The following is a 15,033-nucleotide window of genomic DNA, read 5'->3' as shown; positions in this document are numbered from 1 at the left end:
CCGTGCCCACCGACCTGCTCACCACCGACGCCCGTGACCTGCTGCGCAGCGTGCGTCGGGTCACCCTGAGGACGGCCGGCTGGGCCGTCCTCGGCCAGCTCTCGCTCGCCGCCGGCGTGGTCGCCGCCGACGCCATCCGCAAGCGCCGGGACGAGGGCGACGACCCGTCCGCCCCCGCCGACCCTCCGCTGCACGTGGACGTCGAGGACGACCGCATCACGACCTACACCTACGGCCGGGCGCTCTACGACGACATGATCGCCGCGATCGACGCCGCGCAGGACTACGTCTACCTCGCCTCCTACATCTGGAAGGGCGACTCCGTCGGTCAGGAGTTCAAGGACGCCGTCATCCGGGCGGCGGAGCGCGGCGTGACGGTCTGCGTCGTCTTCGACGGCTTCGCCAACCTCGTCGTCCCGCGCTCCTTCATCCGGTTCCCGGGCTCGGTGCACGTCATGCAGTTCCCGGTGCTCAGGCCCGGTCTGCCGCTCCTGGACCTGCGGCGCACGGGTCGCGACCACCGCAAGATCCTCGTCGTCGACGGCCTGGTCGGCTTCGTCGGCGGCTACAACATCGGTGAGCTCTACGCCACGAAGTGGCGCGACACCCACGTGCGGGTCGAGGGGCCGGGGGTCTGGGAGCTGCAGAACGCCTTCGTCGACTTCTGGAACCGGCACCGCCGGCCCGCCCAGCCCGAGCTGGTCGACTCCGGCACCGAGCGGTGGGGTTCGCCGCTGCACGCGGCCCGCAACGAGCCGAGCCGGCTCGTCTACCCCGTCCGCGCCCTCTACCTGGAGGCGATCGACCGGGCGATGCACCGGATCTGGATCACCCAGGGCTACTTCATCCCCGACCCGGAGGTGCTCGAGGGCCTGCTCCGCGCGGCGAAGCGGGGCGTCGACGTGCGCGTGATCATGCCCGAGCACTCCAACCACGTGCTGGCCGACATCGTGGCCCGCTACTACTGGAGCGAGCTGCTCGAGGGCGGGGTGCACCTGCACCTCTACAAGGACGTCATGGTGCACGCCAAGACGGCGACCGTGGACGGACGCTGGGCGACGGTCGGGACGGCCAACATCGACCGGCTGTCGCTGCGGGGCAACTACGAGATCAACCTCGAGATCATCAGCCGCGACCAGGCCGAGCGGATGGAGACCGTCTTCCGTCGTGACCTGGAGCGTTGCGAGGAGATGACGCTCGACCGGTGGCGGGGCCGGCCCTGGTACTACCGGGTCCTGGAGCGCAGCCTGCGGCCGCTCGAGGCGATGCTCTGACACGCCCCCTGGCACTCGGCTTGACCGAGTGCTAACTCCCTGCCTAGATTCGTCTTAGCACTCGGGGCACGCAAGTGCCAGCGGCGAGCCCGGTCGACCCCCGCGACGGCGACCGGCACCCGCGACCGGGTGACCGCACAACGACCACGCCGACCGGCCAGCCCGGTCGGCCCACGAAGGGAAGGTAACCGTGTCGGTTTCCATCAAGCCGCTCGAGGACCGCATCGTCGTCCAGGCCGTCGAGGCCGAGCAGACCACCGCCTCCGGTCTCGTCATCCCGGACACCGCCAAGGAGAAGCCCCAGGAGGGCGAGGTCCTGGCCGTGGGCCCGGGCCGCTGGAACGAGGACGGCGACGAGCGCGTCCCCATGGACGTCAAGGTCGGTGACCGCGTCATCTACAGCAAGTACGGCGGCACCGAGGTCAAGTACGGCGGCACCGAGTACCTGATCCTCTCGGCGCGCGACGTCCTGGCGATCGTGGGCTGAACAGCCTGACGTTCTTCGAGCCGCCCCGTCGCACCCGCCCGTACGGCGCGGTGAGGCGGGGCGCTCACGTGCACCACCCATACCTCCCCGAAAGGAGCTGTCCGCCGATGGCGAAGCAGCTTGAGTTCAACGACAACGCCCGCAAGGCCCTCGAGCGCGGCGTCGACGCGCTGGCCAACGCGGTCAAGGTGACGCTCGGCCCGAAGGGTCGCAACGTCGTGCTCGACAAGAAGTGGGGCGCGCCCACCATCACCAACGACGGTGTGACGATCGCCCGCGAGGTCGAGCTCGACGACCCCTACGAGAACCTCGGCGCCCAGCTCGCCAAGGAGGTCGCCACCAAGACCAACGACATCGCCGGTGACGGCACCACCACCGCGACCGTCCTGGCCCAGGCCATGGTCAAGGAGGGCCTGCGCAACGTGGCCGCCGGTGCGGCCCCGTCCGGCCTGAAGCGCGGCATCGACCAGGCCGTCAACGCGATCAGCGAGCGCCTGCTCGCCACCGCCCGCGAGCTCGAGGGCCGCGACGAGATCGCCCAGGTCGCCGGCCTGTCCGCGCAGGACCCGGAGATCGGCGAGCTGCTCGCCGACGCCTTCGACAAGGTCGGCAAGGACGGCGTCATCACCGTCGAGGAGTCCTCCACCACCGCGCTGGAGCTCGACTTCACCGAGGGTATGCAGTTCGACAAGGGCTACCTCTCGCCCTACTTCGTCACCGACGCCGAGCGCATGGAGGCCGTCCTCGAGGACGCTTACGTGCTGCTGCACCAGGGCAAGATCTCGGCCGTCGCCGACCTGCTGCCGCTGCTCGAGAAGGTCGTCCAGGCCAACAAGCCGCTGCTGATCATCGCCGAGGACGTCGAGGGCGAGGCCCTGTCGACGCTCGTCGTCAACAAGATTCGTGGCACCTTCAACGCCGTGGCCGTCAAGGCCCCGGGCTTCGGCGACCGCCGCAAGGCGATGCTGCAGGACATGGCCATCCTCACCGGCGGCCAGGTCGTCGCCGAGGAGGTCGGTCTCAAGCTCGACCAGGTCGGCCTCGAGGTGCTGGGCACCGCCCGCCGCATCGTCTCGACCAAGGACTCCACCACGATCGTGGACGGTGGCGGCGACGAGCAGACCGTCAGCGACCGCGTCGCCCAGCTGCAGGCCGAGGCCGCCTCGACCGACAGCGACTGGGACCGCGAGAAGCTGCAGGAGCGCATCGCCAAGCTCGCCGGCGGCGTCTGCGTCATCAAGGTCGGCGCGCACACCGAGGTGGAGCTCAAGGAGAAGAAGCACCGCATCGAGGACGCCGTCTCGGCGACCCGTGCGGCCATCGAGGAGGGCATCGTCGCCGGTGGCGGCTCGGCCCTGCTCCACGCCTCCGCGGCCGTCGACGAGCTGGAGCTGAGCGGTGACGAGGCGACGGGTGCGCAGGTCGTGCGGCGCGCCGCCGCGGAGCCGCTGCGCTGGATCGCCGAGAACGCCGGTCTGCAGGGCTACGTCGCCACGACCCGTGTTGCCGAGCTGCCGGCGGGTCAGGGCCTCAACGCCGCCACGGGCGAGTACGGCGACCTCATGGCGCAGGGGGTCATCGACCCGGTCAAGGTGACGCGCTCCGCGCTGCGCAACGCCGCGTCGATCGCCTCCATGGTGCTGACCACCGACACCCTGGTGGTCGAGAAGCCCGAGGAGGACGAGGACAACGGCCACGGCCACAGCCACTGACCTCTCGCGGGTCGGTGATCCCGACCCGCACCTCGAGCGAGGCCCCTGCCGGATCCCGGCGGGGGCCTCGCCCGCGTCCGGGCGAGGTCGGGCTCAGTCCCGGCCCCGCGCGTCCTCCTCGGCGTACCAGGCCATCCGCTCCTCCTCCGTCATGCCGCCCCACACGCCGTAGGGCTCGCGCGCCGCGAGGGCGTGGGCGCGGCAGCGCTCCAGCACGGGGCAGGTGGCGCAGACCACCTTGGCGCGCTCGTCACGGCTGCGCGGGCCGGTCCGCGCTCGCCCTCGGGGTGGAAGAAGACCTCAGGGCTGGCCGTGCGGCACGCGCCCCGGAACTGCCACTCCCACAGGTCCGCTACGGGCCCGGGCTGCGGGGCTACCGTCTCCGCCACGGCGCGCACCTCTCTCTCCGGCCGGTGGATATCACCCTAGTGACAGGTGCCCCGCCCGGGGGAGGCCTCGGCCGGCGGGACGGGAAGTCCGTCCCGACCCCTTCCCAGGGGGCCGTCCGTGTGTCATTCTCTAGTTCAGCCTGCGCCGTGACGAGCAGGCCGGTCCCGTGCGGCTCGGAGGAATAGGGGTGGGGCACGTGGTGGCGTGGCGCACGTCCGCCGTTCGGTTGATGAGATCTGAACCCGTGCCCGTGGGTCCCACCTTCCCGATGGTGGCGTCCGCCCCGTCGCGCCCGGTCCTCGCCCGCGACGTGCACGAGTCCGGGCCCCACGCCGTCCCGGCCGCGCCGACGAAGGACCTCCGCGACCTCGTGCACAAGGCCCGCACCGGTGACCGCCAGGCCCGGGAGGACCTGCTGGCCACGGTGCTTCAGATCGCGCTCCGCTACGCCCGCGCCCGCCTCGGGACCTATCCGGCCGCGGCCGAGATCGCCAAGGACGTGGCCCAGGAGGTGGGGATGGGTGTCCTCACCGCCCTCCCGACCTACGACGACCGCGGGGTGCCCTTCGAGGCCTTCGTCTACCGTCTCGCCGCCCGCAAGGTCGCCGACGCCCAGCGGGCCCACGCCCGCGGTCCCGTCCCGGCCGACCACTCCGCGTCCCCGGTCTTCGACAGCCACGTCGCCTCCGCCGAGTCCGACGTCGTGCACCGTGACGAGGCTTCCCGCGCCTGGGCCCTCCTGGAAACCCTGTCCGAGCGGCACCGTGAGATCTTGGTGCTCCGCGTCGGCGTCGGTCTCAGCGCCGCCGAGACCGCGGACGCCCTCGGGATGACTCCCGGGAGCGTGAGGGTCGCCCAGCACCGGGCGCTCACCGAGCTGCGAGCGCGATGGGAGGGTATGGCCTCGTGATGGACCTCCGCCGGACCGACCGGCTCCTCGACGCGCTCGGCTCGCGCAGCCCCGGGGCGGTCCCCCCGGGCGACGACGTGGCCGCGATGCTGGCCGCCTGGACCGCCGAGATCGACGCCGCCGTGCCTGCCGCGCCGCCCGTGCTGGGCCCCGCGGCCCGTCGCCGTCGCCGGGTGCGTCGCACCCTGGGCGGGGGCGCGCTCACGGTCGCGATGCTGACCGGGTCCTCGGTCGCCGCCGCCCTCAGCGGCGCCGACATCCCCGCGCTGACCGACGTCGGTCGGGTCGTCGTGGCCCTGGTGCCGGGCGCCGACGGCGACGGCCCCGCCGGCACGCCGGGCGAGCCGCTCGTGGAGGCCGAGGGGGACACCGGCGGTGACGGTGACCAGGCGACGTCCGAGGACGGCCGGACCCCGGCCCACATGCGTGCCGGCGTCGACCAGCCGGCGGCCGACCCGACCCGGTCCGCCGACCCCACCTCCGAGGCGGCAACGGCCGACAGTCCGTCGGGCCAGACCCCGTCGGCGACCGACACCGGATCCGACCTGGCCCAGCCGGGCACCGGCGAGGGCGCGGGTTCCTCCGGCAGCGACGCCAACGCGGGCTCCGGCAAGGGCCAGGTGCAGCCGCCCGGTCAGGCCACGACCCCGCCCGGTCACGGCGGCACGCCTCCGGGCCAGGGTGGCACCCCGCCCGGCCAGGCCACCACGCCTCCCGGCCAGGGCGCCACCCCGCCCGGGCACGGCGGCACGCCTCCCGGGCACGGCGGCACGCCTCCGGGCCAGGGTGGCACCCCGCCCGGCCAGGCCACCACGCCTCCCGGCCAGGGCGCCACCCCGCCCGGTCGCGGCGGCACGCCTCCCGGGCACGGCGGCACGCCTCCGGGCCAGGGTGGCACCCCGCCCGGCCAGGCCACCACGCCTCCCGGCCAGGGCGGCACCCCGCCCGGCCAGGCGAAGAAGACGCCGCCCGGCGAGGGCGGCGAGCCCGGGACGGACACCGCCGTCTTCGACGGTCAGGCCGTCGAGGACGAGACCGGCGGGGTCGAGGACGCTCCGGTCTCTCCCTGACCGCGCTCAGGAGCCTCTCACCCCCTGCGACTACGATCGCCTCATGCTCCCGGCTGACCACAGTGCCCACCCGTCCGTGCCCGCCGCGTTCGCCCCGCTGGGGCTCACCTACGACGACGTCCTGCTGCTGCCGGGCGAGACGGACATGGCGCCGGACGAGATCGACACCACCAGTCGGCTGACCCGCGAGATCTCCCTCCGCCTGCCCCTGGTCTCGGCAGCCATGGACACCGTCACCGAGGCCCGGATGGCGATCGCGATGGCCCGCCAGGGCGGCATCGGCATCCTGCACCGCAACCTCTCGATCGAGGACCAGGCGATGCAGGTCGACCTCGTCAAGCGCACGCAGACGGGGCGCATCACCAACCCCGTGACCATCGGGCCGGACGCCACCCTCGAGGACCTCGACCGCGTCTGCGGGCAGTACCGCGTCTCGGGCCTGCCGGTCGTCGCCGAGGACGGCACGCTGCTGGGCATCTGCACCAACCGCGACCTGCGCTTCACCCCCGTCGCCGAGTGGGAGCACACGCTGGTGCGCGACATCATGACCCCGACGCCGCTGGTGACCGCGCCGGCCGACGTCTCCCGCGAGGAGGCCACCGCGATCCTGCGCGCCCACAAGCGGGAGCGGCTGCCCCTCGTCGACGAGGCCGGCCGGCTCGCGGGTCTCATCACCGTCAAGGACTTCGTGAAGTCCGAGCAGTTCCCCCACGCCAGCAACGACGCCGAGGGTCGGCTGCTCGTCGGCGCCGCCATCGGCTACTTCGGCGACGCCTGGGAGCGCGCCACCACGCTCGTCGACGCCGGTGTCGACGTCCTGGTGGCCGACACCGCGCACGGGCACGTGCGGCTGCTCATCGACATGGTCAGGCGCCTCAAGAGCGACCCTGCCACCCGCCACGTCCAGGTCGTCGGCGGCAACGTCGCGACCGCGGCCGGGGCGCTCGCGTTCGTCGAGGCCGGTGCGGACGCCGTCAAGGTGGGCGTGGGCCCGGGCGCCATCTGCACCACCCGCGTCGTGACCGGCGTGGGCGCCCCCCAGCTCACCGCCGTCCACGCCGCCGCGGCGGCGACCCGCGAGCACGGTGTCCCGGTCATCGCCGACGGTGGGCTGAAGTGGTCCGGCGACATCCCCAAGGCCCTCGCCGCCGGTGCCGAGTCGGTGATGATGGGCTCGATGCTGGCCGGCTCCGAGGAGAGCCCCGGCGAGCTGATCTTCGTCAACGGCAAGCAGTACAAGAGCTATCGCGGCATGGGGTCGCTCGGCGCCATGAGCTCGCGCGGCAAGAAGTCCTTCTCCAAGGACCGCTACTTCCAGGCCGAGGTCTCCAGCGACGACCAGCTGGTGCCCGAGGGCGTCGAGGGTCGGGTGCCCTACCGCGGCACGGTCAGCGCGGTGCTGCACCAGATGACCGGCGGTCTGCGCCAGGCGATGTTCTACGTCGGCGCGCGGACCGTGCCCGAGCTGCAGGAGAAGGCGCAGTTCGTGCGGGTCACCCAGGCCAGCCTGCAGGAGTCGCACCCGCACGACATCGAGATGACGGCGGAGGCCCCGAACTACCGCTGATCGCGGCCCGCCGGTGCTGGTGTGCCGGAGCACCAGGAAGGCTCGGTAGCCTGTCCGGGTGACTGAGATCGAGATCGGCCGGGGCAAGCGGGGACGCCGCGCCTTCACCTTCGACGACATCGCGGTGGTCCCGTCGCGCCGGACGAGGGACCCGCAGGACGTCTCCATCTCCTGGCAGATCGACGCCTACCACTTCGAGCTGCCCGTGATGGCGGCGCCGATGGACTCCGTCGTCTCGCCCGAGACGGCGATCCAGATGGGCCGCCTCGGCGGCCTCGGCGTCCTCGACCTCGAGGGCCTGTGGACGCGCTACGAGGACCCCCTGCCCGCCCTGCAGGAGCTCGCCGAGCTCCCGGACGAGCGCACGACCGCCCGGATGCGCGAGCTCTACTCCGCGCCGGTGCGTCCCGAGCTCATCACCGAGCGGCTGCGGCAGGTCCGCGAGGCCGGCGTGACCGTGGCCGGCGCCCTGTCGCCGCAGCGCACCCAGCAGTTCTGGCGCGACGTCGTCGAGGCCGGCGTCGACCTCTTCGTCATCCGCGGAACGACGGTCTCGGCCGAGCACGTCTCGAGCCAGGCCGAGCCGCTCAACCTCAAGCGCTTCATCTACGAGCTCGACGTGCCGGTCATCGTCGGCGGCGCGGGCACCTACACCGCGGCCCTGCACCTCATGCGCACCGGCGCGGCGGGCGTGCTCGTGGGCTTCGGCGGCGGCTCCGCGCACCGCACCCGCACCACGTTGGGCATCCACACGCCCGCCGCCACCGCCATCGCCGACGTCGCCGCGGCCCGTCGCGACTACCTCGACGAGTCGGGCGGCCGCTACGTGCACGTCATCGCCGACGGCGGCACGAGCACCTCCGGCGAGATCGTCAAGGCCATCGCCTGCGGCGCCGACTCGGTCATGCTCGGCGCGGCGCTGGCCCGCGCGACGGAGGCCCCGGGCCGCGGCTACCACTGGGGGAGCGAGGCGCACCACCCCGAGCTGCCGCGCGGCGAGCGGGTCGACGTCGGCACCGTGGGCTCGCTGGAGCAGATCCTCCTCGGCCCGGCGGCGGGCGCCGACGGCTCCACCAACCTCATGGGCGCCCTGCGCCGCGCGATGGCGACGACGGGCTACACCGACCTCAAGGAGTTCCAGCGCGTGGAAGTGGTGGTGGCACCGTATGGCGCCCGGTGACGCCGACGGGCGGCGTCGCGGTCCGGTGGACCGCTGGGAGGACGACGACGCCGAGCTCGACGTCCGCGCGATGCGCGGACGGCACCGGGAGGGCCGCCGCGGCGGCCTGCGGGTGAGCCAGGACCCCGTGCACGTGCGTCGTCGGCGTGCCGTGCTGGGCGGCCTCCTGGCCTTCGTTCTCGCCGTCGTCGCCGGCGTGGGAGTCTGGATCGGCAGCTGGGGCCCCGGTGACGGCGACCGCGCCGCCGCCGCGGGCACCGAGGGTGGGCAGGCCTCTCCGCCGGCCGCCGGCACCGGGGAGAGCTCCGGCGACGACGCCGCGTCCCGGACGGAGGAGGCGTCGCAGACCGCCGAGCCCGAGCCGGAGCCGGAGAAGGACCCCGTCTGGCAGAAGGACCCGGTCCCCAACGCGCTGCCCAGCGACACCACCGCCCTGGAGCCGGTCGACTACCTCACCGGCGGCATGACGCCGAAGTCGATCATGGCCTCCGGGCACGGCCTGATGATCGCCAACAACATGATGTACTCCCACTCCTCGACGGTCTTCGACTCGACGACGCGGGAGCAGGTCGCGGTGCTGGACGACGCCGTCGACCTGGCGGAGTTCGGCGTCGAGGGCCACCCGGGGATCTCGCAGGGCTCGCCGGTCGAGGCCGTGTGGACCAAGGACGGGCGTTACGCCTACGTCTCGCAGTACACGATGTACGGCCAGAACTTCGGCGTCGAGGGCTTCGACGCCTGCACCCGCGACAGCGGGGTCGGCCCCTCCTTCCTCTACCGCTTCGACGCCGAGGAGATGGCCTGGGACCAGGTCATCAAGGTCGGTGCCGTGCCCAAGTACCTCGAGATCACGCCCGACCAGAGCACCATCCTGGTGAGCAACTGGTGCGACGCGAGCATCTCGGTCGTCGACGTCGAGAAGGCCGAGGAGGTCAAGGTCATCGACGTCAACGAGTCGCCCCGCGGCATCGCGATCCTGCCCGACAACAACACCGCCTACGTCGTGGCGATGTACGCCCAGTCGCTGTTCAAGATCGACATCGCGGCCGGCACCAGCGAGCTCGTCATGAACACCACCCTGCGGCCCCGGCACCTCAACGTGACCGCGGACGGGAAGACCCTCTACATGACGGTCAGCTCGGCCAACACGATCTACAAGATCGACACCGCGACCGACACGATCGTCGACGAGGTCTCCCCGGGCCTGGAGCCCCGCTCGGTGACGATGTCCCCGGACGAGACGGCCCTCTACGTCGTCAACTACGACGAGGCCACCGTATCCAAGATCCGCACCTCCGACATGACGGTGATCGACAAGGTCGACGTGGACGCGGACCCGATCGGCATCGACTACGACCCGGTCACCAACACCGTGTGGGTCGCCTGCTACAACGGCGCGGTCTACGTCTTCGACGACCAGAGCCGCCTGCTGGAGTAGGCACGCCGGTCCTGGCCCCCGGCCCGTCCGCCCGGGCCAGGAGCACCCCGGGTGATCACCTACCCTGGAGGGGTGATCCGCACCGCCCTCAAGCCCGGCTGGCTGGCCCTGCTGGCGCTGCTGGTCGTGGTCGTGGTGTCGTTCTACCAGCTCGGCATGTGGCAGATCGGCGTGAGCTCCAACGAGGCCTCGCGCGAGCACGCGCAGGCCCAGGCCGCCCGCCCCACCGAGCCGCTCGCCGAGGTCACCGGCCCCCAGCAGCCCTTCCCCTCCGACGGTGCCGGGCTGTCGGTCACCACCGAGGGGGAGTATGCCGCCGAGCTCCAGTTCCTCGTGCCCGGCCGGCTGCTCGAAGGGGAGTCCGGCTACTGGGTCGTGACCCCCGTGCGGACGCAGGACCCGGGCGAGGCGGCGCTGCTGCCGGTCGTGCGCGGCTTCGTGACCGACCCCGCGGACGCCGACGAGCCGCCCGCGGGCTCCGTCCGGGTGACGGGCGCCCTGGCTCCCAGCGAGTCGCCCGGGGAGGCCGGCGACCTCGGCCGGCTGCCCGAGGGGCAACGCGCGGCCATCGACACCGCCGATCTCGTCAACGCCTGGGACGACCCGGTCTACAACGCCTTCGTCTTCCTCGTCGACGAGGAGCCGGCCGTCACCTCCGCCGACGTGCGACGCGTCCCGCCGCCGGTCTTCGGCGACAGCGGGATCGTCTGGCGCAACTTCGGCTACGGCCTGCAGTGGTTCACCTTCGCCGGCTTCGCCGTCTACATGTACGTCCGCTTCTTGCGGCAGGCGGCCCGTGGCGAGCGTCCGGGCGCGACCCCCGAGGGCCCGCAGGCCGGACCGCCCGGGAATGGTGGCCCGCCCGCGGGCGCTGCACCTCATACCCCTGCCGGCACCGCGGACGACCGCGCCCCGGTGCCCTCGTAGCACGCGAACCCCGTCGCCGCCCCACGTCCCCCTGCTCCCAGCCCCGAGGAGAACCCCCACATGTCCGCCCGTGCCAAGCTCACGTTCTTCCGCGTGATGGCCTTCGCCGTCGGAGTCGGCCTGCTGCTGCTGGTCGCGCACATGGTGCTGCGCTACGGCTTCGACAACCGCCTGCTGGCCTGGTGGCCGGCGCCCCACGGGTGGTTCTACATGCTCTACCTCGTCGCGGTGGCGCTGCTCGGCTTCGAGCTGCGCTGGGGGATGGGCAGGATGGTCGGCGTCATGCTCGCCGGCTGCGTGCCCTTCCTGTCGTTCTGGGTCGAGCACCGGGTGCAGCAGCAGGCGCGGGCGCAGATCGCCGCCGGGGCCGACGCGGATAGGGTTGTCGCGTGACCCAGCCGCTCGACTCCCGTCCCGTCCTCGTCGTCGACTTCGGCGCGCAGTACGCCCAGCTCATCGCGCGCCGCGTCCGCGAGGCCAACGTCTACAGCGAGATCGTCCCCCACACCACCCCGCCCGAGGAGATCCTCGCCAAGGACCCCGCCGCGATCATCCTCTCCGGAGGGCCTTCCTCGGTCTACGCCGAGGACGCGCCCGGCCTGGACGCCGCGGTCGTCACCTCCGGCGTGCCGGTCTTCGGGATCTGCTACGGCTTCCAGGCCATGTCGCAGGTGCTGGGCGGGCAGGTCGCCCGCACCGGTCAGCGCGAGTACGGCGAGACCCGGGCCAACATCTCCAGCGAGAGCAGCACCCTCTTCGCCGACCAGCCGGGCGAGCAGGTGGTCTGGATGTCGCACGGCGACGCCGTGCACGCCGCCCCCGCCGGCACGAAGGTGACCGCCTCCACCCCGGGCGCCCCGGTCGCCGCCTTCGAGGACGACGAGCGTCGCCTCTACGGCGTGCAGTGGCACCCCGAGGTGCTGCACACGACCCACGGCCAGCAGGTCCTGACCAACTTCCTGCGCCGCGGCGCCGGCATCGACCCGACGTGGACCAGCGGCAACGTCGTCGACCAGCTCGTCGAGGAGATCCGCGAGACCGTCGGCGAGGACCGGGTCATCTGCGGGCTCTCCGGCGGCGTCGACTCCTCGGTCGCGGCGGCCCTGGTGCAGCGCGCCGTCGGTGACCAGCTCACCTGCGTGTTCGTCGACCACGGGCTGCTCCGCGAGGGCGAGGCCGAGCAGGTCGAGAAGGACTTCGTCGCCGCCACCGGGGTCGACCTCGTCGTCGTCGACGCGCGCGAGCGCTTCCTCTCGGCGCTCGCCGGGGTCACCGACCCCGAGCAGAAGCGCAAGATCATCGGCCGGGAGTTCATCCGCGTCTTCGAGCAGGCCGCCCGCGACGTGGTCCGCGCCCACGGGGGAGCGGACGCCGAGGCCTCCGGCGACCACCCGGTCAAGTGGCTCGTCCAGGGCACCCTCTACCCCGACGTGGTGGAGTCCGGCGGCGGTGCCGGCACGGCCAACATCAAGAGCCACCACAACGTCGGCGGCCTGCCCGACGACCTGCAGTTCAAGCTCATCGAGCCGCTGCGCACCCTTTTCAAGGACGAGGTGCGCCAGGTCGGCATCGAGCTCGGCGTGCCCGAGGCGATCGTCTGGCGCCAGCCCTTCCCGGGCCCGGGCCTGGGCATCCGGATCGTCGGCGAGGTGACCGCCGATCGACTGGCGATCCTGCGCCGCGCCGACGCGATCGCCCGCGAGGAGCTGACCCGCGCCGGCCTCGACCGCGACATCTGGCAGTGCCCGGTGGTGCTGCTCGCGGACGTCCGCTCGGTGGGCGTGCAGGGCGACGGCCGCACCTACGGCCACCCCATCGTGCTGCGCCCGGTCTCCAGCGAGGACGCCATGACGGCCGACTGGACCCGCGTGCCCTACGAGATCCTGGCGCGCATCTCCTCGCGCATCACCAACGAGGTCGAGGACGTCAACCGCGTCGTGCTCGACGTGACGAGCAAGCCGCCGGGCACGATCGAGTGGGAGTGAGCGGTATGCCGCTGCGCACCACCGCCGCGCTCGCCGCGGGCCGGCTCGCCCGGCTCGCCACGCGTCTGCGCGGCGGTGGCTCGGCGCTGCCCGGCCTGGTGACCGAGAAGGTCGACCCGGCCGTGCTGCGCCATACCCTCGGGTCGTTGCCGGAGGGCGTGGTCGTGGTGTCCGGCACCAACGGCAAGACGACGACCACCAAGATGCTCGTGGCCGTGCTGCGGGCGCACGGGCTGCGGGTCTTCACCAACCCGACGGGCTCCAACTTCACCCGCGGGGTGATCTCCTCGATGCTCGGCGAGATCTCGCTGCGCGGGCGGCTGGACGCCGACATCGCGGTGGTGGAGCTGGACGAGGCGCACGCGATCCACTTCGCCGACCAGGTGCTGCCCACCCACGCGCTGCTGCTCAACGTGGCCCGCGACCAGCTCGACCGGTTCGCCGAGATCGACCACACGGCGCGGCTGCTCACGACGCTGGGGGAGCGCACCACCGCCGGCGTCGTGCTCAACGTCGACGACTCCTTCATCTCGCGCGTCCGGGACGTGCTGGGCGAGGGCGTGCGGGTCGGCTGGTTCGGGGTCGACCCGAGCATCGCCGATCGCCTGCCCGAGCTGCAGGAGGCCGACGTCCGCTTCGAGGACCCCGCCGACCGGCCCCAGCTGGGCGCCACCGACGGCCTGCTCCTGCCGTCGGAGGACGGCCGCAGCCTGACGGTCCGCTTCGGCGACGGCCGCGACGTCGGGCCGCTGACGCTGCGCCAGCGCGGCCTGGCCGCGATGATCAACGCCACCGCCGCGACGACCACCGCCCGCCAGCTGCTGGACGACCGGTTCGACCCGCGGGTGGCGGCCGAGGCCCTGGAGTCGGTCAACCCGCCCTTCGGGCGCGGCGAGGTCATCGACGTCGACGGCGCCCCGCTCGAGCTCGTCCTCGTCAAGAACCCCGCAGGGTTCACCGTGGCGCTGGGCACCTACGGCGGCGAGCCCGCGGCGACCATGATCGCGATCAACGACAACTACGCCGACGGCCGCGACGTCTCCTGGCTCTACGACGTCTCCTTCGAGCCGCTGCGCGAGCGCGGGGTGGCGCTGACCTCCGGGGTCCGGGCGTGGGACATGGCCCTCCGGCTGCGCTACGACGGCGTCGACGTCGGGGCCGTCGAGACCGACCTCGACGCCGCGCTCGACCGCTTCCTGCGCGAGCACGAGGGGGAGCCCACCAGGATCTTCTGCACCTACACCGCGATGATGCACCTGCGCCGGCGCCTGGCCGACCGCTTCGGGCTGGCCCGTTTCGGGGAGGACCCCGCATGAGCTCCGACCAGCAGCTGCCCGGCGACGTCGCCGCCCTGGCCGAGGTCCCGGCCGACAAGGGCGAGGTGCACCTCGTCCACCTCTACCCGCGCGAGATGAGCATCTACGGCGATCTCGGCAACACCCGCTGCCTGGCCGCCCGGCTGCGCTGGCACGGCTACTCGCCCGTCGTCCACGACCACCACCCCGGCTCGCCCTGGCCCGACCAGGTGCACCTCGTGCTCGGCGGTGGCGGGCAGGACAGCGGCCAGGCCCGGGTCCAGGAGGACCTGGCCCGGATCGCCGACCGGCTCCGCGAGCTGGCGGCCGACGGTGTCCCGATGCTCATGATCTGCGGCATGTACCAGCTCTTCGGCGAGGCCTTCGTCACGGTCGAGGGCGCCAGGCTGCCCGGCCTGGGCATCCTCGACGTCACCACCCGCGGCAACGAGAAGCGGATGATCGGCCCGGTCGTCCTCGACACCGACTTCGGCCCGGTCGTGGGCTACGAGAACCACTCGGGCTCCACCGTGCTCGGCGAGGGCCAGCAGCCCTTCGGCCGCGTCCGGCAGGGCCACGGCAACAACGGCTCCGACGGCACCGAGGGCGCCCGCACGCACAACGTGGTCGGGTCCTACCTCCACGGTCCGGTCCTGCCCGCCAACCCGTGGCTGGCCGACGGGCTGCTCGAGATCGCCGCCCGCCGGGCCACCGGCACGTGGGCGCCTGCGGACGTCGACGACACCGTCGCCCGCGAGGCGCACGAGCGTCAGGTCCGGCGCCTGCTGGGCTGAGAGC

At 72.9% G+C, this 15,033-nt stretch carries 13 protein-coding genes and 1 pseudogene; 13 read left to right on the top strand and 1 reads right to left on the bottom strand.

The window, feature by feature from the left end; translation table 11 throughout:
• Positions 1-2 precede the first annotated feature (2 nt).
• The 3 genes from FB476_RS11830 (at position 3) to groL (ending at position 3,473) form a co-directional block, all read left to right on the top strand.
• Positions 3-1,274: a phospholipase D-like domain-containing protein gene (locus FB476_RS11830; RefSeq protein WP_238329684.1), complete on the top strand. Its 1,272-nt coding sequence runs from the start codon at positions 3-5 to the stop codon at positions 1,272-1,274.
• Positions 1,275-1,464: 190 nt separating this feature from the next.
• Positions 1,465-1,761: a co-chaperone GroES gene (groES, locus tag FB476_RS11825; protein WP_022920324.1), complete on the top strand. Its 297-nt coding sequence runs from the start codon at positions 1,465-1,467 to the stop codon at positions 1,759-1,761.
• Positions 1,762-1,868: 107 nt separating this feature from the next.
• Positions 1,869-3,473, top strand: a complete 1,605-nt coding sequence (gene groL / locus FB476_RS11820) for a chaperonin GroEL (RefSeq protein ID WP_141819013.1) — start codon at positions 1,869-1,871, stop codon at positions 3,471-3,473.
• A 93-nt stretch (positions 3,474-3,566) separates the two neighbouring features.
• Here groL and FB476_RS11815 read toward each other — a convergent pair.
• Positions 3,567-3,862 (bottom strand): annotated as a pseudogene (locus FB476_RS11815) (WhiB family transcriptional regulator).
• A 230-nt stretch (positions 3,863-4,092) separates the two neighbouring features.
• Here FB476_RS11815 and FB476_RS11810 point away from each other — a divergent pair.
• From FB476_RS11810 to FB476_RS11765, 10 genes are all read left to right on the top strand, one after another.
• Complete coding sequence (locus FB476_RS11810; protein ID WP_238329683.1) at positions 4,093-4,773, top strand: sigma-70 family RNA polymerase sigma factor; 681 nt, start codon at positions 4,093-4,095, stop codon at positions 4,771-4,773.
• On the top strand, positions 4,773-5,843 hold the full coding sequence (locus tag FB476_RS11805) for an anti-sigma-D factor RsdA (protein WP_238329776.1): 1,071 nt from the start codon (positions 4,773-4,775) through the stop codon (positions 5,841-5,843). The genes FB476_RS11810 and FB476_RS11805 overlap by 1 nt, the downstream gene beginning before the upstream one ends.
• A 43-nt stretch (positions 5,844-5,886) precedes the next feature.
• On the top strand, positions 5,887-7,410 hold the full coding sequence (gene guaB / locus FB476_RS11800; RefSeq protein WP_141819009.1) for an IMP dehydrogenase: 1,524 nt from the start codon (positions 5,887-5,889) through the stop codon (positions 7,408-7,410).
• 58 nt (positions 7,411-7,468) lie between these two features.
• On the top strand, positions 7,469-8,590 hold the full coding sequence (locus FB476_RS11795; RefSeq protein WP_141819007.1) for a GuaB3 family IMP dehydrogenase-related protein: 1,122 nt from the start codon (positions 7,469-7,471) through the stop codon (positions 8,588-8,590).
• Positions 8,577-10,028 (top strand): YncE family protein, encoded by a 1,452-nt coding sequence (locus tag FB476_RS11790; protein ID WP_141819005.1) that lies wholly within the window; start codon positions 8,577-8,579, stop codon positions 10,026-10,028. Before FB476_RS11795 ends, FB476_RS11790 begins: the two co-directional genes overlap by 14 nt.
• Before the next feature lie 72 nt (positions 10,029-10,100).
• A complete protein-coding gene (locus tag FB476_RS11785; protein ID WP_141819003.1) occupies positions 10,101-10,955 on the top strand; it encodes an SURF1 family protein in 855 nt (284 codons plus the stop codon).
• 60 nt (positions 10,956-11,015) lie between these two features.
• Positions 11,016-11,348 (top strand): DUF3817 domain-containing protein, encoded by a 333-nt coding sequence (locus FB476_RS11780; RefSeq protein ID WP_141819001.1) that lies wholly within the window; start codon positions 11,016-11,018, stop codon positions 11,346-11,348.
• Entirely contained in the window at positions 11,345-12,940 is a 1,596-nt protein-coding gene (gene guaA, locus FB476_RS11775) for a glutamine-hydrolyzing GMP synthase (protein WP_141818999.1), read from the top strand. Before FB476_RS11780 ends, guaA begins: the two co-directional genes overlap by 4 nt.
• Positions 12,941-12,945: 5 nt before the next feature.
• Positions 12,946-14,256: a DUF1727 domain-containing protein gene (locus FB476_RS11770; RefSeq protein WP_141818997.1), complete on the top strand. Its 1,311-nt coding sequence runs from the start codon at positions 12,946-12,948 to the stop codon at positions 14,254-14,256.
• Positions 14,253-15,029 carry a type 1 glutamine amidotransferase gene (locus tag FB476_RS11765; RefSeq protein ID WP_141818995.1) on the top strand — a complete coding sequence of 259 codons (777 nt, stop codon included), beginning with the start codon at positions 14,253-14,255 and terminating at the stop codon, positions 15,027-15,029. Before FB476_RS11770 ends, FB476_RS11765 begins: the two co-directional genes overlap by 4 nt.
• The last annotated feature ends 4 nt before the right edge of the window (positions 15,030-15,033 follow it).

This window comes from Ornithinimicrobium humiphilum (genome assembly GCF_006716885.1).
Classification (GTDB): domain Bacteria; phylum Actinomycetota; class Actinomycetes; order Actinomycetales; family Dermatophilaceae; genus Ornithinicoccus; species Ornithinicoccus humiphilus.
This window is presented reverse-complemented; position numbering and strand designations above follow the sequence as displayed.

Excerpts from the sequence above, each read along its gene's own strand:
- groL (WP_141819013.1), top strand. The coding sequence starts at position 1,869 with ATGGCGAAGCAGCTTGAGTTCAACGACAACGCCCGCAAGGCCCTCGAG.
- FB476_RS11810 (WP_238329683.1), top strand. The coding sequence starts at position 4,093 with ATGAGATCTGAACCCGTGCCCGTGGGTCCCACCTTCCCGATGGTGGCG.
- FB476_RS11805 (WP_238329776.1), top strand. The coding sequence starts at position 4,773 with ATGGACCTCCGCCGGACCGACCGGCTCCTCGACGCGCTCGGCTCGCGC.
- guaB (WP_141819009.1), top strand. The coding sequence starts at position 5,887 with ATGCTCCCGGCTGACCACAGTGCCCACCCGTCCGTGCCCGCCGCGTTC.
- FB476_RS11790 (WP_141819005.1), top strand. The coding sequence starts at position 8,577 with ATGGCGCCCGGTGACGCCGACGGGCGGCGTCGCGGTCCGGTGGACCGC.
- FB476_RS11780 (WP_141819001.1), top strand. The coding sequence starts at position 11,016 with ATGTCCGCCCGTGCCAAGCTCACGTTCTTCCGCGTGATGGCCTTCGCC.
- FB476_RS11770 (WP_141818997.1), top strand. The coding sequence starts at position 12,946 with ATGCCGCTGCGCACCACCGCCGCGCTCGCCGCGGGCCGGCTCGCCCGG.
- FB476_RS11765 (WP_141818995.1), top strand. The coding sequence starts at position 14,253 with ATGAGCTCCGACCAGCAGCTGCCCGGCGACGTCGCCGCCCTGGCCGAG.